This is a genomic window from Mesorhizobium sp. P2_C7 (assembly GCF_056404515.1).
Genome location: NZ_JBFUDW010000001.1, coordinates 357,070 through 381,721 on the forward strand (window position 1 = coordinate 357,070; position 24,652 = coordinate 381,721).

Below are 24,652 nucleotides of genomic sequence, written 5' to 3' on the forward strand. Positions count from 1 at the left end.
GCGCCTAGGCGTGTCCCGTTGACCCAACGGTCCGCGGCGTTCGTCTCTTGCGCAGCCCGGAAACGGCGTGATACCTCGCCCGCCGAGAACTCGTGATCGCGGAACCGCCAAATGTCAGAAGCAAAAGACGTCAAGAAAGTCGTGCTCGCCTATTCCGGCGGCCTCGACACATCGATCATCCTGAAATGGCTGCAGACCGAACTCGGCGCCGAGGTCGTCACCTTCACCGCCGATCTCGGCCAGGGCGGCGAACTCGAGCCGGCCCGCCGCAAGGCCGAGATGATGGGCATCAAGGATATCCGCGTCGTCGACGTGCGCGAGGAATTCGTCTCAGATTTCGTCTTCCCGATGTTCCGTGCCAACGCCGTCTATGAAGGCACCTACCTGCTTGGCACCTCGATCGCGCGGCCGCTGATCTCCAAGCATCTGGTCGAGATCGCCAGGGAGACCGGCGCCGACGCGATTGCGCATGGCGCCACAGGCAAGGGCAACGACCAGGTTCGCTTCGAGCTTTCGGCTTACGCGCTGAACCCCGACATCAAGGTCATCGCGCCATGGCGCGACTGGTCGTTCAAGTCGCGCACCGACCTGATCAATTTCGCCGAGCAGCACCAGATACCGGTGCCGAAGGACAAGAAGGGCGACGCGCCGTTCTCGGTCGACGCCAACCTTCTGCATTCGTCTTCCGAGGGCAAGGTGCTGGAAGACCCGTGGAGCGAGCCGCCGGAATTCGTCCACCAGCGCACCGTTTCGCCAATGGATGCGCCGGACAAGGTCACCGAGATCGAGATCGAATTCCTCAAGGGCGACCCGATCGCGCTCAACGGCAAGAAGCTGTCGCCGGCCACCATGCTGGCAGCGCTCAACGATCTCGGCCGCGACAACGGCATCGGCCGGCTCGACCTGGTCGAGAACCGCTTCGTCGGCATGAAGTCGCGCGGCGTCTACGAGACGCCCGGCGGCACCATCCTGATATCGGCCCACCGCGCCATCGAATCGATCACGCTCGACCGTGGTGCCGCGCACCTGAAGGACGAGTTCATGCCGCGCTACGCCGAGCTGATCTACAACGGCTTCTGGTTCGCGCCCGAACGGCTGATGTTGCAGGCGATGATCGACAAGAGCCAGGAAGACGTCGAGGGCACGGTGCGCCTCAAGCTCTACAAGGGCAACGTCATGGTCACCGGCCGCAAGTCGAAGAAGACGCTTTATTCCGATGCACTGGTGACCTTCGAGGACGACCGCGGCGCCTACGACCAGAAGGACGCCGCCGGCTTCGTCCGCCTCAATGCGCTGAGGCTGCGCACGCTGGCAGCACGCAGCCGCAAGAGCTGACCATCATATGGCATGTCCAAACCCGGCTTTGGCCGGATTTGGACTGCTACCGCGACGCGAGTCATAATCTGCCGGCTAAATATCCAAGTCCGACACATGCGGATAGATGTGGACCACATAGCGACTGAGAGCATGTCGTTCGGAAAGCCCCATGATATGGTGGGCGACCTTGTACGCGGCCTCCCACTCCGCTCTTGTTTCGGGTCCTCCGATGTCCCGGTCTCCGACGAAATTCGCCAGCACGAGCCAAGCTTTGCACCCCTCGCGACGAAGGAAGTGCAAATGGGAAAGCCGGTTTGCCAATTGATAAAATACATCGACCCACGGCGCGCGCGGTCTTGCTCCGAGGTATTCGATAGTCTGAGCCAGCGCTTTCTCGATGACCATGCGCGATCTCGGACCGGCCGATGAGGCTGGCGAACACAACTCGGCAATATGCGCCTTCGCCTCGACCAGCAGAATATCTCCTGCACTCGTCCTGCCAAGCGCGTCCCACTGGGGTCCGCGTTGGGGCCAATACTCCGAGAGACGACCGGACAACTCACCAACACCGACCAGATCGAGAAAATCGCGATCACGGTACTCTGCGTAGTCATCATTCGCTATCGGTGACAGCCAAACCGTCGACGCTGCAGTTGCAACAAATTCACCAAGGGGCCCGCTGAGCACGCGTGGAGTTCTATTCACCGCGCGCTGTATCCATTTCAGGCTGCCGCGCTGGCCGACCTTCTGAACGACCCTAGACATCTTGCGCCCCCGATTCTTCCCATTCCCTGGCTTTGATGCGAAAGCCTGCTCATTCAGTCACAGCTCGGTCTCGCCCAGACTGTAACCGGCACCGGGGTTCCAGCCATGGCCGCGCAGGAAAGTTGCGGTCGACGCTAGCACGTCAGCATCAATAGAAAAGCCCGGCGCATGGCCGGGCTTTCTGCAATACGGAGATCTTTTACAGAGACGTCTCTTCAATCGCCATCGATCGCCGTGGCGATGCGGGCGATGGCCTGTTGATAGACGCTGGCGGAATTCCAGCCGGCAATGGCGCCGATATTCGACTGCGCGCTCGCGCCGGCCCGCCAGCCATGACCCTTGAGGAAGTTGGCGGTGGAAGCCAACGCAGTGGCCTTGTCGCGCAGGTTTCCGCTGCCGACGCCGTACTTCAAGACATTTCCGGGCAGGAACTGCGTGTGGCCGATCTCGCCATGCGCGGCGCCGACCGACGAGGAGGTCAACGCGCCGCGATCGACCAGCTTCAGGGCCGCAATGGCATGTGGGTAAAAGAATTCCGGGCGGCGGCAATCGTAGGCCAGCGTCAAAATGGCAGAGACCGTATTCTGGTTGCCCATCGCCGAACCGAAGCCAGTCTCCATTCCCCAGATGGCGAGCAGCACGCCTGGCGACACGCCATAGTTGCTTTCGATTTTGTCGAACAGCGCCGCGTTCGACTTCTTCAGCGCACGGCCTTTGGAAATGATCGCAGCGCCGCCACGGCGCTTCATGAAATCTTCCACCGAGCCGCTGAAAGCCTTGTGAATGCCGCGGTCGACGGAGATCGTCCTTGTCGCGTAGGTCGCGCCGGCCAGAGCGGCCAGACCCTTGGGGCCCACACCTTCGGCCCTGGCCTCCGCGGCGAACTCCGGCTTCCAGGCTTCGAAGCCGGCGCCAGTCTTGCCACAGCTGGCCGCAGCCTGCGCGCCCGTCGCCAGCGCAAGCACCGCCACCACCGCGGTCACAAAAATTCTACCCTTGGCAAGTAATGCCATGCTTTTCTCTCCTGATTGCCTGAATCACGTCCCGTTTGCGAATTTGCCAGCGAAACCCGCACTTGTCACTGTCTCTGCTGCAGTGCTGGCGAATGCCGGGGAATTTGCCTACGATCAAGTGAATATTGTGGCGGGGGCGAAATAGCCATGGAAGACGTTGATGTCGTGATCATCGGCGCCGGCTCGGCGGGTCTGGCCGCGGCCAGGACCTTGCAGGCAGCCGGCCTCTCCTTCAAGCTGCTCGAAGCGATGGGCCGCATCGGCGGCCGCGCATGGACCAGCGACCAGCATTTCGGCATCCCCTTCGACATCGGCTGCGCCTGGCTGCACGCCGCCGACCGCAACCCCTATTATCCGGAAGCCCAGGCGGCCGGCTGGACGCTGCATCACCACGACATGAATGTCGACCATCTCTATTATCGCAAGCGCAAGGCAAGCGAGGCCGAGGAAGCCGAGATGAAGGCGGCCGACGCGCGGCTGTTCGAATTGCTGGCCAAGCATGAGGTAAAGGAGGGCGACGACGACCGGCTTTCGGCGCTGCTCGCCAAGGGCCACGCGCCGCGCGCCGCCGCAACCTTCGCCGGGCCGATGGATTTCGGTGCCGACGAGGACGAGATTTCGATCCTCGACTTTCAGGCAGCCGCCGATCTCGACCCCAACTATTTCAGCAAGGAAGGCTTTGGCGCGCTGGTCGCCCGCTTCGGCGCCGACCTGCCGGTCGAATTGTCGACGCCGGTGCGCAGGATTCTGTGGGACGTGCCAGGCGTCGCGTGCGTCACCGATCGCGGCACCGTTCGTGCCAAAGCGGTCATCGTCACGGCCTCGCCTGCGGTGCTCGCCTTTGAGGAGATCGAATTCTCGCCGGCACTTCCCGACACGCATTTTGGTGCCTTCTTCGACCTGCCGATGGGCATGCTGACCAAATTGCCGGTCGAGATCCGGGGCACCAGGCTTGGCCTGCAGCCTTTCGACGACCTTTTGATCGAGCGCATGGCCCGGCACGACATCTATTTCCTGTGTTTCCCTTTCGACCTCGACCTGATGGTCGGTTTCGTCGGCGGCGACTTCGCCTGGGAGATGTCTGCAGCGGGCGAGGCGGCGGGCATCGACTTCGTCGTCGACCGGCTGTGCGGCATTTTCGGCAGCGACACCCGCAAGCACGTGGCGCGCGCCATGATGACCAATTGGGGCGGCGAGCGCTTCGTGCGCGGCGCTTACGCTGCAGCCCGACCCGGCCGGTCGCTGGCCCGTGCGACGCTGATGCAGCCGGTGGCGGAAAAAATCTTCTTCGCCGGCGAGCACCTCGCCGGTCCGCTCATCCAGACGTGCGGTGGGGCAAGGCTGTCGGGCGAAGCGGTGGCAAGACAGGTCGTCGCCCAGCTTGCGGCAAAATAGCCTCGATCGGAACACCGGCCGGCGGTTCGCGTTGGGCACGGGCCGCCGTGCACCTATATGCTGGCTCTGAAGGTTTGAGACCAACATGAAACTCTTCGACTGCCCGCATTGCGGCCACCGCCTCTATTTCGAGAACGCCCAGTGCCTGAACTGCTCGAGCTTCGTGCTCTACGATCCCGAGCATGCGCGTTTTGCGCTGTCGGGTGTCGACGGCATCTTCCAGTGCACCAATGCGGATGAATGCGCCTGCAACTGGATGGCCGAGCCGGGACAGGCTTTTTGCCGCGCTTGCGTGCTGAACCAGCTGATCCCGGATCTGTCGGTCGACGGCAATCGCCGCCGCTGGATCCGCGTCGAGGCGGCGAAGAAGCGTGCCATCTATTCGCTGCTCGCCGTCGGACTGTCGGTCGCGCCCAAGCAGAACCCTGCCGACGAGGTCGGCCTTGCCTTCGACTTGCTGGCCGATCCGATCGGCGGCGGTCCCGGCGGTGAGCGCATCCTGACCGGCCACGACAATGGCCTGATCACGCTCAACGTCGCCGAAGCCGACTCGGCCGAGCGCGAAAGGCGGCGCATCGAGATGGGCGAGATCTATCGCACCTTGCTTGGCCATTTCCGCCACGAACTCGGCCATTACTACTGGGATCGCCTGATCCGCGACGATCCCCAGAGGCTGGAGTCCTTTCGTGCGCTGTTCGGCGACGAACGCGCCGATTACGAACAGGCGCTGAAGACCTATTATGCGAGCGGCGCGCCACCCGACTGGCAGCAAAGCCACATCTCGGCCTATGCCACTTCGCATCCGTGGGAGGACTGGGCGGAAACCTGGGCCCACCATCTGCACATCACCGACACGCTGGAAATGGTCCATGCACTGAACTTCCCGCTCGGCCGGCTTGAGACGGTGGAGGCCAACGACTTGCCGCAAGGCGACACCGGCGGCGGACTGCAGGCGGCGCCCTCGGAGCCAGCCGCAGCACCTGAGCCTTTCGAAAAGATCCTCGCCCGCTGGCTGGTGCTGTCGGAAGCCTCCAATTCGATCAACCGCTGCATGGGCCTGCCCGACCTCTACCCCTTCGTCATTTCAGATGTCACGGCGCGGAAATTGGCCTTCGTTCACGAACTTCTGACTGATTTGCCAAAGGAAGCCGGAACAAATCGTGAGTTGGCGCAGGCGTTTTAGCGGGAACGCATGCGCCACTGCCCCGTTTTCGCTGGCGAGGGACCATGAAAACGGAGAGAAAACCATGAAATCCGTATTGTTTCCCGCAGTCGCCGGAATACTGACGATGATGTCGGGCGCCGCGTTTGCCGACACCGCCGTCTCCGCCGTCACCGATCTCAACGTGCGCGCCGGCCCCGGTCCGCAATATCCGGTGATTGGCGTGCTCGCCGCCGGCCAGTCGGCGACACTCAATGGCTGCATCGAAAACAGCAAATGGTGCACCATCGCCGAAGCCGGCGGTCAGGGCTGGGTCTATTCCGACTATGTGACGGCTGATTTCGGCGGCAGCCGGGTGGTGCTGACGCAGCGGCCGCACGGTTCCAAAGTCGCGATCGTCTCGCCGCCGGAGGGCTACTCGACCGACTACACCGGAGCGATCATCGCCAGCGATCCGCTCAACGATGCCTTTCCCCCGCCTCCGACCGAGGTCAGAACCTATGTCGGCGCGCATCGCCTCGACCCCGTCTATCTCGATGGCGAGGTGGTGACCGGCGCGACCTTGCCCGACACGGTCGAGCTGCGCGAAATTCCGGACTACAACTATCGCTATGTCTATGTGAACGGTCAGCCGGCGCTGGTCGATCCGTCGACGCGCCGCATCATGTACGTCGTGCGTTGACGTTGCGAGGCGACCGCTGCGAAGCGCAGCGGCGGTCGCCTCTCGCATGTCGCCACGTCGGATCGGTCCGTGCGAACCGTCGAAGTCCGCGAGGCAGATATGATTGCGCGCGAGACGGCGATCTCCTAGATCATGCGACCTGAAGCACTTGCCCCCGAAGCACTTGCCCAAGGAATTCGCGTGATCGACCCTGCCGACTTCGAACGCTACCGGCATTCGCCGAATGCCAGGACGACCTTGCCGCGCCTGTTCGTGGGAACGGCGATCGTCGTCCTGTTCTGGGCCGCAACGACCGTGGCCGTGCTGTTCGGCGGCGCCTATCTCTTCTTCACCTGGCAGGCATCTGCGGCTCCGTCAGCCGATGGAGCGATGCAGGACTTCCTCGCCTCGCCGATCGGCATCCTCACCGCGCTCACCTCTTTTGCCGGCATCTGGATCGGCCTGTGGATCGCCATGCGCTGGGTTCATGGCGAGAAGCTGTCGGCACTCTTCAGCGTCAGCCGTCGTGTGTCGCGGTCGGGCTTCCTCAAGGGGCTGATCGCGGTACTGATCACCTCGTTTCTGTCCGAAATCCTGCTTTATCTGCTGCAGCCCGAGATTGCGCGCGGCCCGATCAGCCTGTCGTCCTGGCTGCTGTTCCTGATCCCGATCGTCGCGCTCACCTTGCTGCAGACATCTTCGGAAGAGGTGCTGTTTCGCGGCTATCTGCTGCGCGGTCTCGCAAGCCGGTTCAAGAGCCCGTTCATCTGGGCGTTGCTGCCGGCCCTGCTGTTCACCTCGCTGCATTGGAGCAATAACTCGTCGGCCGCCATCAACGCCTGCGTGCTGGCTTCGGTCGCCGCTTTCGCGCTGCTTTTGACGCTTGTGGTCTATGCGACCGGCAATCTCGGGGCTGCGTTCGGCGCCCATCTCGGCAACAATCTGAGCGGATTCCTGCTGATCTCGCACCAGCAGAGCTACAATTCCTTCGCCTTGTTCGTCGCCAAGCCGCTCGAAGGGGCGGGCTGGATGGTGTCGGATGCAATTCTGATTGCCCTGATCGGCATCGCCTGCAGCCTGCTGACGGTTGCGTTGCTGCTGCATCCACGCTCGGTCCTCAAGGTCACGGCCGACCGTTCGGAAGCGAGCGGCGCGAATTGATTCCGCTCGGCGCGACGCGATCGGCAAGGGCGTCAACCAGGCCTTGTCTTGACTCTGCCGCAGATTTCCTGTCTACACGCCCCGAATTCCGCGACGAGTATCCCTCCGAGCAAGCCGACCAGGACGCCGAAGCCTCTTTGAGGTGAAGTGCTGTAAATCGATCCTGGAGGCCAACACCCGGCAGCGCTGAGCGCCCCCGGGTGCTTTTTGGTATTGGCTTTTGCTTGGCGACCTGGCGCGAACGCATTACCTCTCGGGTCGAATGAACCGGGATCAAAGGACGCAAGATGTTTGAATCGCTTCAGGAGCGCCTTGGCTCCATCCTGAACGGCCTGACCGGCCGCGGCGCGCTGTCGGAGGCTGATGTCTCGGCCGCGCTGCGCGAAGTGCGCCGTGCGTTGCTCGAAGCCGACGTGGCGCTGGAAGTGGTGCGCTCCTTCACCGACAAGGTGCGCGAGAAGGCCGTCGGCGCCGCCGTGGTCAAGTCGATCAAGCCCGGCCAGATGGTCGTCAAGATCGTCCATGACGAGCTGGTCGAGATGCTCGGCGCCGAGGGCGTCGCCATCGACCTCAACGCGCCGGCCCCGGTCGTCATCATGATGGTCGGCCTGCAGGGCTCCGGCAAGACGACCACGTCGGCCAAGATCGCCAAGCGCCTTTCCGAGCGTCAGAACAAGAAGGTTCTGATGGCCTCGCTCGACACGCGCCGCCCGGCCGCGCAGGAGCAGCTGCGCCAGCTCGGCGAGCAGGTCAAGGTGGCGACGCTGCCGATCATCGATGGCCAGTCGCCGGTCGACATCGCCCGGCGCGCCGTCCAGGCGGCCAAGCTCGGCGGCCATGACATCGTCATCCTCGACACCGCCGGCCGCACCCATATCGACGAGCCGCTGATGGTCGAGATGGCCGACATCAAGAAGGTGTCGAGCCCGCATGAAATCCTGCTGGTCGCCGACTCGCTGACCGGCCAGGACGCCGTCAACCTGGCCAAGAGCTTCGACGAGCGCGTCGGCATCACCGGGCTGGTGCTGACCCGCATGGACGGCGACGGCCGTGGCGGTGCCGCCCTTTCCATGCGTGCCGTCACCGGCAAGCCGATCAAGCTGATCGGCACCGGCGAAAAGATGGACGGGCTGGAGGAATTCCACCCCAAGCGCATCGCCGACCGCATTCTCGGCATGGGCGACATTGTCTCGCTTGTCGAAAAGGCCGCCGAGAACATCGACGCCGAACAGGCGGCGGCGATGGCCAAGAAGATGCAGTCGGGCAAGTTCGACCTGAACGACCTCGCCGGCCAGCTTCAGCAGATGTCGAAGATGGGCGGCATGGGTGGCATCATGGGCATGATGCCCGGCATGGGCAAGATGAAGGACCAGATGGCCGCTGCCGGTCTCGACGACAAGATGTTCGGCCGCCAGCTCGCCATCATCTCGTCGATGACCAAGGCCGAGCGCGCCAACCCCGATATCCTCAAGCACTCGCGCAAGAAGCGCATCGCCGCCGGTTCCGGCACCGACGCCGCCGAGATCAACAAGCTCCTAAAGATGCATCGCGGCATGGCCGACATGATGAAGGCGATGGGCGGCAAGGGCAAAGGCGGCGGCCTGATGCGCGGCATGATGGGCGGCCTTGCCTCCAAGATGGGCCTCGGCGGCATGATGCCGGGCATGGGCGGCATGGGCGGCGGCATGCCAGACCTGTCGAAGATGGATCCCAAGCAGCTCGAAGCCTTGCAGAAGCAGGCGCAGGCGGCCGGCCTCGGCGGCATGAAGGGCCTGCCCGGTGGTCTTCCCGGCGGCGGTGGCCTGCCAGGTCTGCCCGGCGGCATGAAGCTGCCGGGACTTCCCGGCATGGGCGGCGGCGGACTGCCCGGGCTTGGCAAGAAGAAGTGAGGACGCGATGAACGAAGAAAAGGACATGGCCGACGCACGCACCATCCTGGCCGACTATCGCGCCTCGATCGACAACATCGATGCGGCACTCATCCACATGCTGGCCGAGCGCTTCCGCTGCACCAAGGCGGTCGGCGTGCTGAAGGCGACGCATGGCTTGCCGCCGGCCGACCCGGCACGCGAGCAGCAGCAGATCGCCCGCCTTCGCCAGTTGGCGAAGGATGCGCATCTCGACCCGGATTTCGCGGAAAAATTCCTCAACTTCGTCGTCCGCGAAGTGATCCGCCACCACGAACAGATCGCCGCTTCCAACGGTGTGACGAAAGCCGGCTGAGAAACCAGTGCATATCGCCCAAAACTGCGCAGCGGCTTTGGGATAACGAAAACCACAAACCAACTAACGAAATCAGAGTTTTTAGGAGAAAAGAAATGCCCTTGAAGATCCGACTGGCCCGCGCGGGCTCGAAGAAGCGTCCTTACTACCACGTTGTCGTTGCCGACGCCCGTTCCCCACGCGATGGCCGTTTCATCGAGTCGCTCGGCTCGTGGAACCCGCTGCTGCCCAAGGACGGCGAGCGCGTCAAGGTCGACGCCGACCGCGTCAAGCATTGGCTGTCGCATGGCGCCCAGCCGACCGACCGCGTGCTGCGCTTCCTCGACGAGGCCGGCCTTGCCAAGCGCGACGCCCGCTCCAACCCGAAGAAGGCCGAGCCGGGCAAGAAGGCGCAGGAACGGGCTGCTCTGCTGAAGAAGGCGCAGGAAGACGCTGCCGCCGCTGTCGCGGCCGCTGCGGCTGCGCCGGCCGAGGCGGAAGCTGCCACCGCCGAATAAGTATTGCCGTATCGCATTCACGAAAACGGCGGGCCTGTGCCCGCCGTTTTTGTTTGAACGCTGCCGCCCAAGTCTACTCTTCGCCGAGGCGTTTCAGATTGGCGAGGCCGGCCTCGAAATCCTTGCCGATCAGCGTGTCGAAGTTCATGAACAGGCCCATCAGCTTGGCGATGAAGGGCCGGCTGCCGCGCATCGCCCATGTGACGGCGGTGTTGTCGCCCGAAGGCTTCAGAGTGAAGTCGACACTGTTGTTGGCCCTGAACGGCTTCTCGAAGTCGAGCTTGAGCGACACCAGCGAGGACGGCACCGAATTCGTGATCTCCATGCGTCCCTTGCCGGCCTTGGCGTTGCCTTCCCAGGCATAGGCCGCGCCCTTGCCGCTTGTCGGGCCGGAGAGCGTGCGCTTCATCTGAGGGTCGAGCTTTTCGTAAGGCGACCATGTCGGCCAGCGGCTGAAATCATTAATCAGCGGAAAGATCGCTTCCGGCGGGGCCTTGATGCTGGCCGTGCGGGTGGTGACGAAATCGTTTGGCCGTGTTGCCGCATAGATAAGCACGGCGGCGATGATGACGACCAGGATGATGAGGATGGTGCCGAACATTTCTCTCTCCTTCGTATCTATCGGCTGAACGGGATCAGTGCGCGCACCCGGGGGTCGCGCAGGTACAGGCCGCCCCACAGGATGACGCCGAGATAGACGCCGAACAGCGTGTGCGAGAACAGTGGGTTGTCGACACGCACATTGGTGGCGATGGCGCCGCCCATATAGGCGGTGAGCAGGATGGCGCCGAGCACCGAGGTGCGCGGCAAGGCGTAGAGCGCGGTCGAGATCAAACCGATGATGCCGAGCATGCGCGCGACATTGACGTCGGCCGGCCAGCCGAGCGGCACCATCGTCTGCGTGACGATGTCGAGCGGCGGCAGTTTGATGACGCCGTCGAAGATCATGAACAGCACGATGACGCCGCTGAGTGCGCGGCCGGTCCACAGGGCGCCCGCCGAGACGGGCGCGGTTTCGGAAATGCTCATAGTGTTTCCTCCAAGTTTCGAGCCCTATACACTGGGGTCAAGCCAAGGACGCGGTATGCGTCGGCGATCCGACACGGGTAGGATTCTTTTTGGCGCCGGTGGCAGCAAAGCCGTTCTGTCGCGATCCTTCGCCAGCGTTCGCGCTTCCACATCGCTGCGGCCGACAGAACCCTGTGTCGAGCACCTAAGAAAAATAGAACTTCTCCGGCGGCAGCATCTTCGGCGGCGTCTCGCCCAGCGCTTCGAACACCGAGATCTCGCAGACGCGGCAGAGACCGTCGAGGGCGAGGTCGTTGGCCTCGGTGCCGAACGGATCCTCGAGTTCTTCGGAAAGCGCGTCGAGGCCGAAGAAGGTGTAGGCGATCAGCGCCGTGAACAGCGGCGTTGCCCAACCGGCGGTCGAGATCAGGCCGATGGGCAGAAGCAGGCAGACGATGTAGGCCGTGCGATGCACCAAAAGCGTATAGGCGAAGGGCAAGGGCGTGCCGGCGATGCGCTCGCAGCCCGCCTGGATGGCGGTGATCGATGCCCGCCTTTCATCGAGGAGGCGGAACCCGATTGGATGGAGCTGACCGGCCCGACGCTGCGCGTTGGCGCGCCGGCCCATGCGCCTGACCATCTCGTCCGCCGGGTTGGCGAAGTTCGCGGCCGTATCCGCCTCGGCGGCGATGAAGGCACGGGCTTCTTTCATGCTGTCGATCTTGCGCAACTGGCCGCGCAGGAAATGACAGAAGGCGAGCGCCTCCATCAGCAGCGCGCGCTGTTCGGCCGGATCGGCGATGAGACTGGTGGTGGCGCGCGCCAGATTGCGGATTTCGAAGTCCAGCGTGCCCCACAATTTGCGCGCCTCCCACCAGCGGTCGTAGGCGGCGTTGTTGCGAAACGACAGATAGATCGACAACGTGACGCCAACCAACCCAAAAGGCGTGATGTTGAAGACGCTGAAATCGAGATGGAACTGGCGCGCCACGGCAAGGATGACCGCGGAATAAAGCGCGAAACCCAGGATCTGCGGCAGGATACGTGGCACCACCGAACCGCGCATGACGAAGAACAGCTGCAGGAAGGTGGGGCGCGGGCGAACGATCATCGAGAGCCTTTCACGGACCGGCACCTGGTCCTCAGCCTCTCTAGTGTGCGAGGCAATAGGCCGGCAAGCTCAGCCGTCAGCGACATCGCCATGTCGTGCGTGCAGCCGTGCCACTATCGGTATGCTTCGGCGGCAGATATTGAAGAGCCTGCGCCCTGCATCAGTCGAGAGGAAAAAATGGCCGGCGAGACCGATCTGAGGACACTGCTGGCATCGATGACGCCGGAACTTCTGGCCGGCACCTATGTCTTCGCCACGCTGGCGCCCGGCGTTGCCCAGCCGGAAGGCCTCGACCCAGTGATGATCTTCCGCGAGCGCGAGGGCGTGACGCTGATCGTGACTGAGGGTTCGGCCGGCGCTGCGGGGCTAGCCGCTTCCTTCCGCTGCCGGATGGTGACGCTGAACATCCATTCGTCGCTGGAAGCCGTCGGCTTCCTCGCCGCCATCACCACGCGGCTGGCCGCCGCCGGCATGGGCGTCAACCCGGTCTCGGCTTTCTATCACGACCATCTGTTCGTCCCTGCCGACCGGGCGGAGGAGGCACTGGATTTGCTGCGCCAGCTGGCCAAGGACAGCGCCGGCTGAATCAACGCCTGCGGACAAAGAGGATGTCAGGCAGACCTTCTTCGTTGCTGGTGCCGTCACCAAAGCCCTCGGCAATGAAGCCATGGCGCTCATAGAAGCGCCGGGCGCCGGTATTGGCTTGGAAGCAGTGCAGCCTGACCGCCGGCAAGGCGGCGGTCGTGTTGATCAGCAACCGGCTGCCAATGCCTTGTCCCGTCCAGGCCGGATCGAGATAGAGCTGCTCCACCCACTCGCCGCCGATGGCAATGAAGCCGACAACGGCCTTGCCGGCCTCGGCGACCGTCAACTGCTGCCGTGGCAGCACGATATCGCGGATGAAGCCAAGGTCCTCGTCCGGCGTATGGATGACCGGCATCCAGTGGAACGACCCAAGCGCCGCCCTCATGATCTTCGCGATGGCGGCGGCGTCCGAACCGATGGCCGGACGCAGGATGATATCTACGGGCTGAGTGTTAGTCATGAAGGGAACGCCAACGTCTCACTCCGCTGGAACACCCCTCATCCGTCTCGGCGCTACGCGCCGATCCACCTTCTCCCACAAGGAGAGAAGGAAGAAACGCCCCGGCCGAAGGCCGAGCCCGCGACCTCGGGCCGCCGGCTCTCCGGCGCCCCCGCGGAGGGCCAGCCGCGGCAGCGGCGATACGGCCCGTGAGCGAAAACTATGCCGCCTTCTTCTTCGGCTGGATCAGGCCGCGCTCGACCAGCAGCTCGGCGATCTGCACCGCGTTGAGCGCCGCGCCCTTGCGCAGATTGTCCGCGACGATCCACATCGACAGGCCGTTGTCGATGGTCGAATCCTCGCGGATGCGCGAGATGAAGGTGGCGTCCTCGCCGGCCGATTCCAGCGGCGTGATGTAGCCGCCGTCCTCGCGCTTGTCCAAGACCTGGCAGCCAGGCGCCTCGCGCAGGATATCGCGCGCCTCGTCGGCCGTGATCGGCTTTTCGAACTCGATGTTGACCGCTTCCGAGTGGCCGATGAACACCGGCACGCGCACGCAGGTCGCCGTCAGCTTGATCTTGGGGTCGAGCATCTTCTTGGTCTCGGCGACCATCTTCCACTCTTCCTTGGTGAAGCCGTCGTCGAGGAAGACGTCGATATGCGGAATGACGTTGAAGGCGATGCGCTTGGTGAACTTCTTGACGTCGACCTGGTCGGCGACGAACACGGCGCGGGTCTGCGTGAACAGCTCGTCCATGCCTTCCTTGCCGGCGCCCGACACCGACTGGTAGGTGGCGACAACGACGCGCTTGATGGTGGCGAAATCATGCAGCGGCTTCAGCGCCACCACCAGCTGCGCCGTCGAGCAGTTCGGGTTGGCGATGATGTTCTTGCGCGTGAACAGCGAGATCGCGTCCGGGTTCACTTCCGGCACGATCAGCGGCACATCCTGATCGTAGCGGAAGGCCGACGAATTATCGATGACGACGCAGCCCTGCTTGCCGATCTTCGGCGACCATTCCTTGGAGACGTTGCCGCCGGCCGACATGATGCAGATGTCGGTGTCGGAAAAATCATACTGGTCGAGCGCCCTGACCTTCAGCGTGCGGTCGCCGAACGACACTTCCGTGCCCTGGCTGCGCCGCGAGGCCAGCGCCACAACTTCGCTCACTGGAAAGCCGCGCTCTTCCAGTATGTTGAGCATTTCCCGGCCCACATTGCCTGTGGCACCGACGATCGCAACCTTGAAACTCATAAAGATCTCCTGTCCCTCTCCGCTCGGTTTTTGGAGAAAACCCGCCGGCCGAAGCGGGTTCCGTCCCCCGGGCCGGACCCGGAAGAGGGTGGTTAGGCCAAGGGAATCACACCGTTTTGGTGGTGGTTTTGCCAGTTTTGGCCAAGAACACGGTTTTGCTGGAACGAGAAGACGCGACAACGCGCCCGGCCCAATGGTTTGCATTGTGGCCAAGGAAATCGAATGCAAGAGGAGCCATCAAAAGGCCGCGCATCGAAACCGTCCTGTTCGGTGCCGGCTTTTACGCGGTTTGCGTCAAGAGTCAATTGCCCTGCCGTCCGGCCACTTGCCCTGTACAATGGTGGCGGCAAGAAGTACGAACAGCCAAGATTGTTTGGCTGGCGCGGCGTCAGCCCCGGCACGTGCTCGATGGCGAGCGCAGACCCCGAATTCCGAAAGAGTGAGATGTCCAACTTCGAAGCTATTGTCCCAGCGCTTGCCAGGGCGCTGGAAAAGCGCGGCTATTCCGAACTGACGCCGGTGCAAAAGGCGGTCCTGGCGCCAGAACTGGGGCAGGCCGATGCGCTGGTGTCGGCGCAGACCGGCTCCGGCAAGACCGTGGCCTTCGGCCTCGCCCTGGCGCCGACCTTGCTGGGCGACGCGGAGCGCTTTGCCCAGGCCGCGGCGCCGCTGGCGCTGGCGGTGGCGCCGACACGCGAGCTGGCGCTGCAGGTGACGCGCGAGCTGGAATGGCTCTACGAGCTCACCGGCGCCACGGTGGCGTCCTGCGTCGGCGGCATGGACATGCGCACCGAGCGGCGCGCGCTGGAGCGCGGCGCCCACATCGTCGTCGGCACGCCCGGCCGCCTTCGCGACCACATCACGCGGCACTCGCTCGACATGTCGGCGCTCAAGGCAGTGGTGCTGGACGAAGCCGACGAGATGCTCGACCTCGGCTTTCGCGAGGACCTTGAATTCATCCTCGACGCCGCACCGGCCGAGCGCCGGACGCTGATGTTCTCGGCCACCGTGCCGCGCTCCATCGCCACGCTCGCCCAGGGCTATCAGCGCGATGCCGTGCGCATCTCGGCCGCCGGCGAGGAAAAGCAGCATCTCGACATCGAATATCGGGCGCTGAGCGTTGCCCAGGCCGACCGCGAGAACGCCATCATCAACGTGCTGCGCTTTTATGAGGCCAAGAACGCGCTGGTGTTCTGCAACACGCGTGCCGCCGTCAACCATCTCACCGCGCGCTTCAACAACCGCAACTTTTCCGTCGTCGCGCTGTCGGGCGAACTCAGCCAGAACGAGCGCAGCCATGCGCTGCAGGCAATGCGCGACGGCCGCGCCAAGGTCTGCATCGCCACCGACGTCGCGGCGCGCGGCATCGACCTGCCCAATCTCGAGCTGGTGATCCACGCCGACCTGCCGACCAACCCGGAGACGCTGCTGCACCGCAGCGGCCGGACCGGACGCGCCGGCCGCAAGGGCGTCAGCGCGCTGATCGTCCCCAACAGCGCCCGCAAGCGCACCGAACGGCTGTTGCAGAACGCCGGCCTCAAGGCGACATGGGCCAGCCCGCCCTCGGCCGACGACGTGCTGCGCCGTGACGATGAGCGCATCCTTGCCGACCCCGCCTTCAGCGAGCCTGTGAAGGATGAGGAACGCGGCTTCATCGGTGAGCTTCTCGAAAAGCATGGCGCCGAACAGGTGGCGGCGGCCTTCGTGCGCCTATGCCGTTCGAGCCGCTCGGCGCCGGAAGATCTCCTGGAAATCGCGCCGTTCACGCCGTCTCGTGAAAGACCGGCGGGCGAAAACTTCGCACGCCGCGATGAAGCGCCCAGCCGCCGCGACGATTTCGGCGCCAGCGTCTGGTTCTCGCTGTCGATCGGCCGCCGGCAGAATGCCGAGCCGCGCTGGCTGATCCCGATGCTGTGCCGCGCCGGCAGCATCAGCAAGCGCGAGATCGGCGCCATCAAGATGCAGCCGGAAGAGACCTTCGTGCAGATCGCGGCCGACTGGGCCGACCGTTTCCTGGCAGCGATCGGTCCCGACCGCAAATTGCAGAACAACATCGTGGTGAAGCGGCTGGACGGCACGCCCGACCTGTCGCGAGCCGGCTATCAGCCGCCAGGCCCTGACAAGAAACCGCATCGCGGCAAGGCGCCGTTCGACCCGAACGCGCCGAAGCGCAAATTCGAGAAGCGTGCACCGGCACCGGCATCGGCCGATCAGCGCCCCGCCGCATTCGAGGCAAAGCCGTGGGCGAAAAAACCGGGCAAGCCGAAGTTCGAAAACACCGGCGCGCCGAAACACAAGAAAGCGAAGAAGCGGCCCTCGTAAGACCTGGGGCGGCTTCACCTTGCCCGCAAGACGTCGGGCCGCATCCCAACGCGGCCTTGCCCATAGGCGCGGCCCTGTGTCACATCTTGGCCGGGACGTGGCGAGAGGGGGCAGGATATGCGCGGCGAAGTGCTTCATTATGACGAGGAGCAGGGCTTCGGCTTCATCACTGGAGCGGACGGCAACCGCTACACCTTCACCCGCGAGAACCTGCGCCGGCAAACCGCCATGCCCAAGGGCACGGCCGTCGAGTTCCAGCCGGGTGGTGGGCAGGCGCGCGACGTCTTTTCGATCGCAGCCCAGACCGCACCCCCTGCCGTCGACGCCAACACGAGCGCCACGCAGCCTCAGGCCGGCAATAAAGCTGCGGCCGGTGCACCCCAGGCCCAGCATTTCGGTCGCTCCTCCGGGCCTGCCGAACCCACCGATTTGTGGGGCTATTTCTGGCGCGGCGTGACGCGGAACTACTTCAATTTCGCCGGCCGCGCCCGCCGTAAGGAATATTGGGGCTACTGCCTGTTCTGGACGGTTTGCCTGCTGATCATCGGCGGCATCGGTCTGTTCACCGATACGGATATGGGCCATTTCGACAGCGACGTATCGGCGGCGGTGACCGTTGGCCTGTGCGGCACCTTCCTGCTTGCGACATTTCTGCCCAGCCTCGGCATGATCGTCCGCCGGCTGCACGACATCGGCCTGTCGGGCTGGCTCAGTCTGGTGATCCTCATCCCCACCATCGGCAGCCTGATCATCCTGGTCTTCGCGCTGATTCCGACACAAGCCCGGGAAAACCAGTGGGGACCGGTGCCGGCAGGGATCAGGATTTAGCTGCCTTAAGTGCCTCGCCCGAAAGCCTGAGAAAGACCTTTTGGCCGTGGCGCTCGGCGCCGAGCCTGTCGTAGAACCGCAGCGCGCCCTCGTTCCAGTCCTCGGTAGTCAAGTCGATACGGCCGATGCCATGGCGCCGGCAATGGTCGGCGAGAAAGCCGATCAGCGCCCGGCCGACGCCGGCGTTGCGAGCCTTGTCGCGCACGAACAGGTCCTTGAGGAACAGCAACCGCTCGATGCCGGGATGCGCGATCGCCACCGACGCCAGGCCGCTGACCTCGCCCTCGACGAAGGCCAGCGCGAAATGCGGATAGGCCGGGCTTTCCTCGCCGAGCCATTTCCGCGCCGCTAACAAGGCCCGTTCATGGTCGAGCGGTGGCTGCCGGTAGTGCACGGCCATCTCGCACAGCATGGTGGCGAGCGCGGTCGCGTCCTCGATCGTCGCCCAGCGGACGTCGACCGTCACGCGATCAGCCCAGGAATTTGGCGATGATCGCGTCGCCCATCTCCACGGTGCCGACCTCAGTCATGCCCGCCGACAGAATGTCCTTGGTGCGCAAGCCCTGGTCGAGCACGGCGGCGATCGCGGCTTCGACACGGTCGGCTTCGTCGACCATGCCGAAGGAATAGCGCAGGCACATGGCGAAGGAGGCGATCATGGCGATCGGGTTGGCGATGCCCTTGCCGGCAATGTCGGGCGCCGAACCGTGCACCGGCTCGTACAGCGCCTTGCGCTTCTTGGTCTTCACATCCGGTGCGCCGAGCGAGGCCGATGGCAGCATGCCGATCGAGCCGGTCAGCATGGCGGCGATGTCGGACAGCATGTCGCCGAACAGATTGTCGGTGACGATGACGTCGAATTGCTTGGGCCAGCGCACCAGCTGCATGCCGCCGGCATCGGCAAGCATGTGGTCGAGCTTGACGTCGGAGTAACGCGCCTTGTGCGTCTGGGTGACGACCTCGTTCCACAACACGCCCGACTTCATGACGTTGCGCTTTTCCATCGAGGTGACGTGATTCTTGCGCGTGCGCGCCAGCTCGAACGCGACGCCTGAAATGCGCTCGATCTCGAACGTATCGTAGACCTGGGTGTCGATGCCGCGCTTCTGGCCGTTGCCGAGATCGATGATCTGCTTGGGTTCGCCGAAATAGACGCCGCCGGTCAGCTCGCGCACGATCAATATGTCGAGGCCTTCGACCACCTCCTGCTTGAGCGACGAGGATGCGGCGAGCGCCGGATAGCAGATGGCGGGGCGCAGATTGGCGAAAAGCTCCATGTCCTTGCGCAGCCGCAGCAGGCCGGCCTCGGGGCGCACGTCGTAAGGCACCGCATCCCATTTCGGCCCGCCGACGGCGCCAAACAGCACTGCGTCGGCCGCCATTGCCTTTGCCATGTCGGCATCGGAAATCGCCGCGCCATGCGCATCGTAGGCGCAGCCGCCGACCAGACCGTCCTCGGTGGCAAAGCCGCTGCCGAGCTTGTCGTTCATGACGGCGATCAGCTTCTTGACCTCGGCCATCGCCTCCGGACCGATGCCGTCGCCGGCGAGCAGGAAAAGATGCTTCGTTGCCATGGAGAACCGTCCTGGAAAGAATTGAACCGCGGCCTTGCTAAACGCCAAGCGCCCGGCGCGCAAGCCTGCGCGTTACAACGGCGATCACCGATGCGAGAGAATGTTGACCAGCCGGCCGAACGGATCGCGCACATAAAAGCGCCGCACGCCCCAGGGTTCGTCGGCCGGGCCGTATTCGATGGCAAAGCCGGCCGCCTTCATGGCGTCGTGCGCCGCGTCGACATCGTCGACCTCGATCGAGAGATCCGGCACCGGGGAACCGGAGCCGCCTTCGGCGGCGAAGCTGATCTGGACGTTCATTTTGTCTTGCGAGCCCAAGGTCCTGATCCAGCCATGGTCCATGACCACGTCGAGGCCGAGCACGTCCTGGTAGAAGCGCTTCGCCGCCGCGATGTCGGATGTCTCGATGTTGGCAACGATACGCAGGACTTTCATCGCCTGCCCGCCCTTCATTCCGTGCGCCGCAGCGCCGTCACTTCGATCTCGATCTTCATTTCCGGCTTGTTGAGTTGGCAAACGATCATCGTCGCTGCCGGCCTGACGTCGCCGAACGTCTCGCCCAGAATCGGGAAGACGATGTCCACGAAGGCGGCATCGGTGATGTAGTAATGCGCCCGCACCACGTCGGCCATCTCGAAGCCGCCGTCCTGCAAGGCCTTGCCGATGGTCGCCAGGCAATTGCGCGTCTGCGCCTCGACCGTGTCCGGCATCGTCATCGTCGCATAGTCATAGCCGGTCGTTCCGGACACGAAACACCAGTCGCCCTGCACCACCGCTCGCGAATAGCCGGCAGTCTTTTCGAACGGCGAGCCGGTGGAGATGAGTTTTCGCATGGTGTCCTCGCAGTTGCCTTCCGTCATTCTGAAAGGAAAGACGGCGCTCGGCCATAGGCCAGGTGAAACTGATGGCTGTTCCGACAAACCAGCGCACACTTTGAAGACTGGGCCGAAGCCTTCGCGTCTTCATCCTGGGGCGAAGGAAGGAGCGAAGCGACGCAGCGCAGACCCCAGGATCCATGCCCATGACATAGGTGCGCTGCCGCGGTGCAGAATTCTGTTCCGCCGCATTGCTTGTTTCAAGGTCGCGGTATGGATCCTCGGGTCAAGCCCGAGGACGACGAAGGTGTGGTGATTGTCGACCAGACTGCCTAGTTCGCCGACCCCAGCGCCTTGTCTAACGCCTCCTTCACATCGGCCGGCCATGTCGTTACCGCCGGCCAGGCCTTTGGCTGGCCATTGTCGCCGCGGCGGGCGAAATAGAGCTTGTGCTGGGCCGGGTCGACCGCCATGAAGCCGTCATTGCCGCCGCAGTCATGCGGCACGCAGCCGCTGGCGTAGAAGGCGCCCGAAGCGGTCTTTTCCGTGCCGCCGCCGACCAGCAGGCTGGTCGCCATGTCGGGCATGTCCTTGCCGAGCAGCTTTTGCGCTTCCTTGTAGACGGCCTCATTGTGGAAGGCGTCGATGATGTTCTGGTACTTTTCCGGATTGATGTCTTTCCAGTCGGTACCAGGTTCCGGCATGTAGGTCAGGTTGCCTGAAGTCGTCAGCCCCTCGCTCGGCGACCATTGCAAAGCCGGCTTCTCATCGCCCGGCAACAGATAGGGCACGAAATAGATGGCGTTGTCGGACACCGCCGATGGCGGCGCGCCGCACTCGTCCTGCTCGACCGTCGTGCTCTGGATGGTGCCGCCTTCCGGCTTCCAGACGATCACCGTGGCAGGGCCGCATTGATTGCCGCCATCGCCGACATCGAACAGCGCCACCTTGACGCCGCCGACCTCGACGATTTTGTCGAAGAACACGTCATAATTGCTCGCCAGCTGTTGGCCGTCATAGGCAAGCACTTTCTCGCCGTCCTGTTCCGGCTGGGTAATGGTCAGCTGACCGCCTTCGAATGGCACAGGCGCCTGCTTGTCGTCGTCGGAAGCATCGGCGGCGCCTGTACCTTGGTCGGTGGCCGGTTTCTCGGCTGAGGGCGCCAGCTGCGCCGCGGGCGTCTGCGTCTGGGCATGAGCGCTCGTCACAGGCAGCAGGAAAAGGGCCAGCCCGCAAGCGCCGGCAAGAAGCGAACGAGTCATGGTGATCCTCCGTTTCGTCAGATCATATCCAGCCGGGAATGAAACGCCAGTCCGCACCACTAGGCGACTGGGCGGCGAGATTTCAAGGGCGGATAGCCTTTTGCATCGCGGGACAGCACCCCCTCTGGCCGGCCATCTCCCCCGCAAGGGGGAGATTGGATGTCACGGATGCCTTTGCCAATTACCAACGTTACAGAGACGGGCGGGACGCCGACGCTGCCAATCTCGCCATTGCGGGGGAGATGCCCGTAGGGCAGAGGGGGGGTGGGAAGGATCGCGACGACCAGAACGCCCTCATACCGCTCTAATTTGCAGATCCAAACGCCTCGTCCAGCGCCGCCTTGACCTCGGCCGGCCAGCTCTGCACCGGAGGCCATGCATCCATCACGGGCTTGCCGCTGCTGCGGGCGAAATAGAGCTTTTGGTTGGCCGCGTCGACCGCCATGAAACCGTGATTGCCGCCGCAATTGTGCGGCGCGCAGCCGTCGAAATAGACGATGCCGGACGCGGTTGTTTTCGTCCCGCCTGCGGCCAGGAAACTGGCTGCCAGAACGGTCATGTCCTCGCCAAGCAAGGCCGCGGCGTCCTTGTAGACCGCCTCGTTGTGGAAGGCGTCGATCATGTCCTCGTATTTCGACACGTCGACATCTTTCCAGACCGTGCCGGGGTCCGGCATGTAAGTGAGATTGCCCGCAATCGTCAGCCCGTCGGTGGGCGACCATTGCATCGCCCGCTTGGAGGCGCCCGGCAGCAGATAGGGGACGAAATAGATGACATTGTCGGTCACCGACGCCGGCGCGCCGCACCCATCCTGCTCGACCGTGATGCCTTGGATCGTGCCGCCTTTCGGCTTCCACGCGATCATCACGGGAGGACCGCAGAGATGGTCGATATTGCCGTCGCCGACATCGACCAGCGCCACTTCAGCACCGGCGATGTTGACGATCCTGTCGAAGAAGACGTCATAATTGCTCGCCAGCGTCTGGCCGTCGTAGGCGAGCACCTTTTCGCCGTCCGGCTCCTGCTGGGTGATGGTAAATTGACCACCCTCGAACGGGATCGGCGCCTGCTGGTCGATGACGGGCGCCTGGGCGAACAGGCTCGTTGCCGGAAGCAGGATCGACATCATCAGCCCGCAGGCGCCGGCATCAAGCGAACGTGTCATGACAAGTCCTCGTTTTTATCCGAAGACTCGCCGTCGGCGCGGCCTTGCGGTCAGGCCGCGTATTTCAGGCCCAGGGGCGCTGTTCAGCGTTTTTCTTCTCGAACGAAGCGATGGCGCCGGCCTTTTCCATAGTCAGGCCGATATCGTCGAGCCCGTTGAGCAAGCAGTGCCGCTTGAAATCGTCTAGGTCGAACGCGACCACGCCGCCATCGGGACCGCGGATTTCCTTGGCCTCGAGGTCGATCGACAAGGTGGCGTTGGAGCCGCGCGAGGCGTCATCCATCAGCTTTTCGAGATCCTCGGGGCTGACGGTGATCGGCAGCACGCCGTTCTTGAAACAGTTATTGTAAAAGATGTCGGCGAACGAGGTCGAGATGACGCAGCGAATGCCGAAATCGAGCAGCGCCCAAGGCGCGTGCTCGCGGCTCGAACCGCAGCCGAAATTGTCACCGGCAACCAGGATCTGCGCCTTGCGGTAGGCCGGCTTGTTGAGCACGAAATCCGGATTTTCCGAACCGTCGTCATTGTAGCGCATTTCGGCGAACAGGCCGGTGCCAAGCCCGGTGCGCTTGATCGTCTTCAGATAATCCTTGGGGATGATCATGTCGGTGTCGACATTGACGATCGGCATGGGAGCGGCGACGCCGGTGAGCTTGGTGAACTTTTCCATGGCTTTTGCCCGTGTTCTTGTTTCGGGGGATTGCTGAGGCACGCTTTACACAAAGCCGCGGGCAAATAAAAGGCAACTGTTCGTGCAGGATGGCCAGCTGCGCAAAACGGCTTCGAATTCGCCGCCCGATGGTGCAGTCTGGCTGTCATGGCAGAAAACTTCCGAATCCTCTATGCCCGCGAGCCCGCGCTCGACATCGCCGAATTCCGCCGTGTGCTGGTGGAATCCGGCCTCGGCGAGACACGGCCTGTCGATGACGGTACTCGCCTGCAGGCGATGCTGTCAGGCGCCAACCTAGTGCTGACCGCGCGTCTCGATGTGGAGGGCAAGCCGCTGATCGGCGTTGCCCGCGCCCTCACCGACTTCTCCTGGGTCTGCTACATCTCCGAGCTCGCCGTTTCCCAATCGGCGCAAGGGCTCGGCATCGGCAAAGGCCTGATGGACGAGGCGCGCCGGCAGCTCGGACCGTCCGTCGCCATCAGCCTGATCTCCATGCCCGACGCCGTCGGCTTCTATGAGCGCATCGGCATGACGCGCATGCCTGACGCCTTCTGGTTCTCTCGCAAGCGCTGACATTTTTTCCCCTGTGATCGCATCCAGCGGCCAACGGCGCGAAATCTTGCCGCTTGACATGCAACCAAATGGTTGCATATTAAGATCATGAGCATGGATGCCGTCTTTCGCGCCTTGGCCGACCCGACACGCCGGCAATTGCTGGACAACCTCCATGCCCGGAACGGGCAGACGCTGAACGCGCTGTGCGCGGAGATGGACATGACACGCCAGGCGGTGACCAAGCACCTGGCGATCCTGGAGGAAGCCAACCTCGTCACCACGCTCCGCAAGGGACGCGAGAAGCAGCACTACCTCAACCCGGTTCCGATCAACGAGATCGCCGAACGCTGGATCGGCAAGTTCGAGCGCCATCGGCTGGATGCATTGAGTGACCTGAAGAAACGCCTCGAAAGGGAAGACTGATGAGCAACAGCTTCGTTTACGTGACCTACATCCGCACCACGCCCGAAAAACTCTGGGAGGCCCTGACCGATCCGGAGTTCAATCGGCAGTTCTTCCTCTGCTCCTATCAGGAGAGCGAGTGGAAGGTCGGCTCCAGCTGGAAACTGATCTTCCCCGACGGGAGCGTCGCCGACAGCGGCGAGATCCTCGAAATCGACCCGCCGCGACGCCTGGTCATCAAATGGCGCAATGAATGGATGCCGGAGGTCAAGGAAGACGGCTACACGCGCTGCACCTTCGCCATCGAACAGGACGGCGAGTTGATGAAGCTTGCCGTCACCCACGAGGCCGACGGCCCGCACCGGCTGATCCCGAATGTCTCCAAGGGCTGGCCGCTGGTGCTGGCGAGCCTCAAGAGCCTGCTCGAGACCGGCAAGGGTTTCGAGCGCCCGCCATCGAAGGGTTGA

At 63.6% G+C, this 24,652-nt stretch carries 28 protein-coding genes; 14 read left to right on the plus strand and 14 right to left on the minus strand.

The features are described from left to right. Positions 1–111 precede the first annotated feature (111 nt). On the plus strand, positions 112–1,335 hold the full coding sequence (locus tag AC1D2G_RS01790; protein ID WP_477411665.1) for an argininosuccinate synthase: 1,224 nt from the start codon (positions 112–114) through the stop codon (positions 1,333–1,335). 75 nt (positions 1,336–1,410) lie between these two features. Here AC1D2G_RS01790 and AC1D2G_RS01795 read toward each other — a convergent pair whose 3' ends face one another. Together AC1D2G_RS01795 and AC1D2G_RS01800 are read right to left on the minus strand one after the other, a co-directional pair. After that, entirely contained in the window at positions 1,411–2,082 is a 672-nt protein-coding gene (locus tag AC1D2G_RS01795) for a hypothetical protein (RefSeq protein ID WP_477411666.1), read from the minus strand. 215 nt (positions 2,083–2,297) lie between these two features. Further along, positions 2,298–3,095 (minus strand): lytic murein transglycosylase, encoded by a 798-nt coding sequence (locus AC1D2G_RS01800; protein WP_477284365.1) that lies wholly within the window; start codon positions 3,093–3,095, stop codon positions 2,298–2,300. 147 nt (positions 3,096–3,242) lie between these two features. On the opposite strand from AC1D2G_RS01800, the gene AC1D2G_RS01805 reads away from it, so the two are divergent. The 7 genes from AC1D2G_RS01805 (at position 3,243) to rpsP (ending at position 10,194) form a co-directional block, all read left to right on the plus strand. After that, positions 3,243–4,490, plus strand: coding sequence for a flavin monoamine oxidase family protein (locus AC1D2G_RS01805; protein ID WP_477411667.1), 1,248 nt, complete (start codon positions 3,243–3,245; stop codon positions 4,488–4,490). An 85-nt stretch (positions 4,491–4,575) separates the two neighbouring features. Next, positions 4,576–5,673: a zinc-binding metallopeptidase family protein gene (locus AC1D2G_RS01810; protein ID WP_477411668.1), complete on the plus strand. Its 1,098-nt coding sequence runs from the start codon at positions 4,576–4,578 to the stop codon at positions 5,671–5,673. Positions 5,674–5,737: 64 nt separating this feature from the next. Beyond that, the gene (locus AC1D2G_RS01815; RefSeq protein WP_477411669.1) at positions 5,738–6,334 is read left to right on the plus strand and encodes a DUF1236 domain-containing protein; all 597 of its coding nucleotides are present in this window, start codon (positions 5,738–5,740) and stop codon (positions 6,332–6,334) included. 132 nt (positions 6,335–6,466) lie between these two features. Next, positions 6,467–7,474 carry a lysostaphin resistance A-like protein gene (locus AC1D2G_RS01820; protein WP_477411670.1) on the plus strand — a complete coding sequence of 336 codons (1,008 nt, stop codon included), beginning with the start codon at positions 6,467–6,469 and terminating at the stop codon, positions 7,472–7,474. A 287-nt stretch (positions 7,475–7,761) separates the two neighbouring features. Continuing rightward, positions 7,762–9,363 (plus strand): signal recognition particle protein, encoded by a 1,602-nt coding sequence (gene ffh, locus AC1D2G_RS01825; RefSeq protein ID WP_457152344.1) that lies wholly within the window; start codon positions 7,762–7,764, stop codon positions 9,361–9,363. Positions 9,364–9,370: 7 nt separating this feature from the next. Then, on the plus strand, positions 9,371–9,697 hold the full coding sequence (locus tag AC1D2G_RS01830; protein ID WP_095083976.1) for a chorismate mutase: 327 nt from the start codon (positions 9,371–9,373) through the stop codon (positions 9,695–9,697). 95 nt (positions 9,698–9,792) lie between these two features. Then, a complete protein-coding gene (gene rpsP, locus AC1D2G_RS01835) occupies positions 9,793–10,194 on the plus strand; it encodes a 30S ribosomal protein S16 (RefSeq protein WP_107651942.1) in 402 nt (133 codons plus the stop codon). 73 nt (positions 10,195–10,267) lie between these two features. On the opposite strand, the gene AC1D2G_RS01840 is transcribed toward rpsP, so the two are convergent. From AC1D2G_RS01840 to AC1D2G_RS01850, 3 genes are all read right to left on the minus strand, one after another. Further along, positions 10,268–10,795: an SRPBCC family protein gene (locus AC1D2G_RS01840; RefSeq protein ID WP_477411671.1), complete on the minus strand. Its 528-nt coding sequence runs from the start codon at positions 10,793–10,795 to the stop codon at positions 10,268–10,270. A gap of 17 nt (positions 10,796–10,812) precedes the next feature. Beyond that, positions 10,813–11,223 (minus strand): DoxX family protein, encoded by a 411-nt coding sequence (locus AC1D2G_RS01845; RefSeq protein WP_477411672.1) that lies wholly within the window; start codon positions 11,221–11,223, stop codon positions 10,813–10,815. Positions 11,224–11,407: 184 nt separating this feature from the next. Further along, on the minus strand, positions 11,408–12,313 hold the full coding sequence (locus tag AC1D2G_RS01850; protein WP_477411673.1) for a bestrophin family protein: 906 nt from the start codon (positions 12,311–12,313) through the stop codon (positions 11,408–11,410). A gap of 177 nt (positions 12,314–12,490) precedes the next feature. On the opposite strand from AC1D2G_RS01850, the gene AC1D2G_RS01855 reads away from it, so the two are divergent. After that, complete coding sequence (locus AC1D2G_RS01855) at positions 12,491–12,898, plus strand: ACT domain-containing protein (protein WP_477411674.1); 408 nt, start codon at positions 12,491–12,493, stop codon at positions 12,896–12,898. Position 12,899: 1 nt separating this feature from the next. Here AC1D2G_RS01855 and AC1D2G_RS01860 read toward each other — a convergent pair whose 3' ends face one another. Both AC1D2G_RS01860 and AC1D2G_RS01865 read right to left on the minus strand, forming a co-directional pair. Then, on the minus strand, positions 12,900–13,358 hold the full coding sequence (locus AC1D2G_RS01860) for an N-acetyltransferase family protein (RefSeq protein WP_477411675.1): 459 nt from the start codon (positions 13,356–13,358) through the stop codon (positions 12,900–12,902). Between the two features lie 199 nt (positions 13,359–13,557). Further along, on the minus strand, positions 13,558–14,592 hold the full coding sequence (locus AC1D2G_RS01865; RefSeq protein WP_095083968.1) for an aspartate-semialdehyde dehydrogenase: 1,035 nt from the start codon (positions 14,590–14,592) through the stop codon (positions 13,558–13,560). A 444-nt stretch (positions 14,593–15,036) separates the two neighbouring features. On the opposite strand from AC1D2G_RS01865, the gene AC1D2G_RS01870 reads away from it, so the two are divergent. Together AC1D2G_RS01870 and AC1D2G_RS01875 are read left to right on the plus strand one after the other, a co-directional pair. Beyond that, a complete protein-coding gene (locus AC1D2G_RS01870) occupies positions 15,037–16,914 on the plus strand; it encodes a DEAD/DEAH box helicase (RefSeq protein WP_477411676.1) in 1,878 nt (625 codons plus the stop codon). A 117-nt stretch (positions 16,915–17,031) separates the two neighbouring features. Continuing rightward, positions 17,032–17,742: a DUF805 domain-containing protein gene (locus AC1D2G_RS01875; protein WP_477411677.1), complete on the plus strand. Its 711-nt coding sequence runs from the start codon at positions 17,032–17,034 to the stop codon at positions 17,740–17,742. Here the strand turns inward: AC1D2G_RS01875 and AC1D2G_RS01880 are convergent. The 7 genes from AC1D2G_RS01880 to leuD form a co-directional block, all read right to left on the minus strand. Further along, positions 17,732–18,208 carry an N-acetyltransferase family protein gene (locus AC1D2G_RS01880; RefSeq protein WP_477411678.1) on the minus strand — a complete coding sequence of 159 codons (477 nt, stop codon included), beginning with the start codon at positions 18,206–18,208 and terminating at the stop codon, positions 17,732–17,734. The two genes, AC1D2G_RS01875 and AC1D2G_RS01880, sit on opposite strands and share 11 nt — an antisense overlap. Positions 18,209–18,212: 4 nt before the next feature. After that, a complete protein-coding gene (leuB, locus tag AC1D2G_RS01885; RefSeq protein ID WP_477392493.1) occupies positions 18,213–19,316 on the minus strand; it encodes a 3-isopropylmalate dehydrogenase in 1,104 nt (367 codons plus the stop codon). A gap of 84 nt (positions 19,317–19,400) precedes the next feature. Beyond that, positions 19,401–19,751, minus strand: a complete 351-nt coding sequence (locus AC1D2G_RS01890; RefSeq protein ID WP_477411679.1) for a VOC family protein — start codon at positions 19,749–19,751, stop codon at positions 19,401–19,403. Positions 19,752–19,765: 14 nt separating this feature from the next. Continuing rightward, positions 19,766–20,149 carry a RidA family protein gene (locus AC1D2G_RS01895; RefSeq protein ID WP_477411680.1) on the minus strand — a complete coding sequence of 128 codons (384 nt, stop codon included), beginning with the start codon at positions 20,147–20,149 and terminating at the stop codon, positions 19,766–19,768. 314 nt (positions 20,150–20,463) lie between these two features. Continuing rightward, positions 20,464–21,393 carry a hypothetical protein gene (locus AC1D2G_RS01900; protein WP_477411681.1) on the minus strand — a complete coding sequence of 310 codons (930 nt, stop codon included), beginning with the start codon at positions 21,391–21,393 and terminating at the stop codon, positions 20,464–20,466. A 304-nt stretch (positions 21,394–21,697) separates the two neighbouring features. Next, entirely contained in the window at positions 21,698–22,558 is an 861-nt protein-coding gene (locus tag AC1D2G_RS01905; RefSeq protein WP_477411682.1) for a hypothetical protein, read from the minus strand. Between the two features lie 64 nt (positions 22,559–22,622). Then, on the minus strand, positions 22,623–23,228 hold the full coding sequence (leuD, locus tag AC1D2G_RS01910) for a 3-isopropylmalate dehydratase small subunit (RefSeq protein ID WP_095083961.1): 606 nt from the start codon (positions 23,226–23,228) through the stop codon (positions 22,623–22,625). A gap of 147 nt (positions 23,229–23,375) precedes the next feature. On the opposite strand from leuD, the gene AC1D2G_RS01915 reads away from it, so the two are divergent. From AC1D2G_RS01915 to AC1D2G_RS01925, 3 genes are all read left to right on the plus strand, one after another. Then, a complete protein-coding gene (locus AC1D2G_RS01915) occupies positions 23,376–23,801 on the plus strand; it encodes a GNAT family N-acetyltransferase (RefSeq protein WP_477411683.1) in 426 nt (141 codons plus the stop codon). Positions 23,802–23,894: 93 nt separating this feature from the next. Beyond that, positions 23,895–24,206: an ArsR/SmtB family transcription factor gene (locus tag AC1D2G_RS01920; RefSeq protein ID WP_064987727.1), complete on the plus strand. Its 312-nt coding sequence runs from the start codon at positions 23,895–23,897 to the stop codon at positions 24,204–24,206. Further along, a complete protein-coding gene (locus AC1D2G_RS01925; protein WP_477224737.1) occupies positions 24,206–24,652 on the plus strand; it encodes an SRPBCC family protein in 447 nt (148 codons plus the stop codon). Before AC1D2G_RS01920 ends, AC1D2G_RS01925 begins: the two co-directional genes overlap by 1 nt.

Excerpts from the sequence above, each read along its gene's own strand:
- AC1D2G_RS01800 (WP_477284365.1), bottom strand. The coding sequence starts at position 3,095 with ATGGCATTACTTGCCAAGGGTAGAATTTTTGTGACCGCGGTGGTGGCG.
- AC1D2G_RS01865 (WP_095083968.1), bottom strand. The coding sequence starts at position 14,592 with ATGAGTTTCAAGGTTGCGATCGTCGGTGCCACAGGCAATGTGGGCCGG.
- AC1D2G_RS01915 (WP_477411683.1), top strand. The coding sequence starts at position 23,376 with ATGGCAGAAAACTTCCGAATCCTCTATGCCCGCGAGCCCGCGCTCGAC.
- rpsP (WP_107651942.1), top strand. The coding sequence starts at position 9,793 with ATGCCCTTGAAGATCCGACTGGCCCGCGCGGGCTCGAAGAAGCGTCCT.
- AC1D2G_RS01905 (WP_477411682.1), bottom strand. The coding sequence starts at position 22,558 with ATGACACGTTCGCTTGATGCCGGCGCCTGCGGGCTGATGATGTCGATC.
- AC1D2G_RS01805 (WP_477411667.1), top strand. The coding sequence starts at position 3,243 with ATGGAAGACGTTGATGTCGTGATCATCGGCGCCGGCTCGGCGGGTCTG.
- leuB (WP_477392493.1), bottom strand. The coding sequence starts at position 19,316 with ATGGCAACGAAGCATCTTTTCCTGCTCGCCGGCGACGGCATCGGTCCG.
- AC1D2G_RS01790 (WP_477411665.1), top strand. The coding sequence starts at position 112 with ATGTCAGAAGCAAAAGACGTCAAGAAAGTCGTGCTCGCCTATTCCGGC.
- AC1D2G_RS01820 (WP_477411670.1), top strand. The coding sequence starts at position 6,467 with ATGCGACCTGAAGCACTTGCCCCCGAAGCACTTGCCCAAGGAATTCGC.
- AC1D2G_RS01890 (WP_477411679.1), bottom strand. The coding sequence starts at position 19,751 with ATGAAAGTCCTGCGTATCGTTGCCAACATCGAGACATCCGACATCGCG.
- AC1D2G_RS01810 (WP_477411668.1), top strand. The coding sequence starts at position 4,576 with ATGAAACTCTTCGACTGCCCGCATTGCGGCCACCGCCTCTATTTCGAG.
- AC1D2G_RS01815 (WP_477411669.1), top strand. The coding sequence starts at position 5,738 with ATGAAATCCGTATTGTTTCCCGCAGTCGCCGGAATACTGACGATGATG.
- AC1D2G_RS01875 (WP_477411677.1), top strand. The coding sequence starts at position 17,032 with ATGCGCGGCGAAGTGCTTCATTATGACGAGGAGCAGGGCTTCGGCTTC.
- ffh (WP_457152344.1), top strand. The coding sequence starts at position 7,762 with ATGTTTGAATCGCTTCAGGAGCGCCTTGGCTCCATCCTGAACGGCCTG.
- AC1D2G_RS01855 (WP_477411674.1), top strand. The coding sequence starts at position 12,491 with ATGGCCGGCGAGACCGATCTGAGGACACTGCTGGCATCGATGACGCCG.
- AC1D2G_RS01850 (WP_477411673.1), bottom strand. The coding sequence starts at position 12,313 with ATGATCGTTCGCCCGCGCCCCACCTTCCTGCAGCTGTTCTTCGTCATG.
- AC1D2G_RS01895 (WP_477411680.1), bottom strand. The coding sequence starts at position 20,149 with ATGCGAAAACTCATCTCCACCGGCTCGCCGTTCGAAAAGACTGCCGGC.
- AC1D2G_RS01795 (WP_477411666.1), bottom strand. The coding sequence starts at position 2,082 with ATGTCTAGGGTCGTTCAGAAGGTCGGCCAGCGCGGCAGCCTGAAATGG.
- leuD (WP_095083961.1), bottom strand. The coding sequence starts at position 23,228 with ATGGAAAAGTTCACCAAGCTCACCGGCGTCGCCGCTCCCATGCCGATC.
- AC1D2G_RS01840 (WP_477411671.1), bottom strand. The coding sequence starts at position 10,795 with ATGTTCGGCACCATCCTCATCATCCTGGTCGTCATCATCGCCGCCGTG.
- AC1D2G_RS01870 (WP_477411676.1), top strand. The coding sequence starts at position 15,037 with ATGTCCAACTTCGAAGCTATTGTCCCAGCGCTTGCCAGGGCGCTGGAA.
- AC1D2G_RS01925 (WP_477224737.1), top strand. The coding sequence starts at position 24,206 with ATGAGCAACAGCTTCGTTTACGTGACCTACATCCGCACCACGCCCGAA.
- AC1D2G_RS01830 (WP_095083976.1), top strand. The coding sequence starts at position 9,371 with ATGAACGAAGAAAAGGACATGGCCGACGCACGCACCATCCTGGCCGAC.
- AC1D2G_RS01845 (WP_477411672.1), bottom strand. The coding sequence starts at position 11,223 with ATGAGCATTTCCGAAACCGCGCCCGTCTCGGCGGGCGCCCTGTGGACC.
- AC1D2G_RS01920 (WP_064987727.1), top strand. The coding sequence starts at position 23,895 with ATGGATGCCGTCTTTCGCGCCTTGGCCGACCCGACACGCCGGCAATTG.
- AC1D2G_RS01900 (WP_477411681.1), bottom strand. The coding sequence starts at position 21,393 with ATGACTCGTTCGCTTCTTGCCGGCGCTTGCGGGCTGGCCCTTTTCCTG.
- AC1D2G_RS01860 (WP_477411675.1), bottom strand. The coding sequence starts at position 13,358 with ATGACTAACACTCAGCCCGTAGATATCATCCTGCGTCCGGCCATCGGT.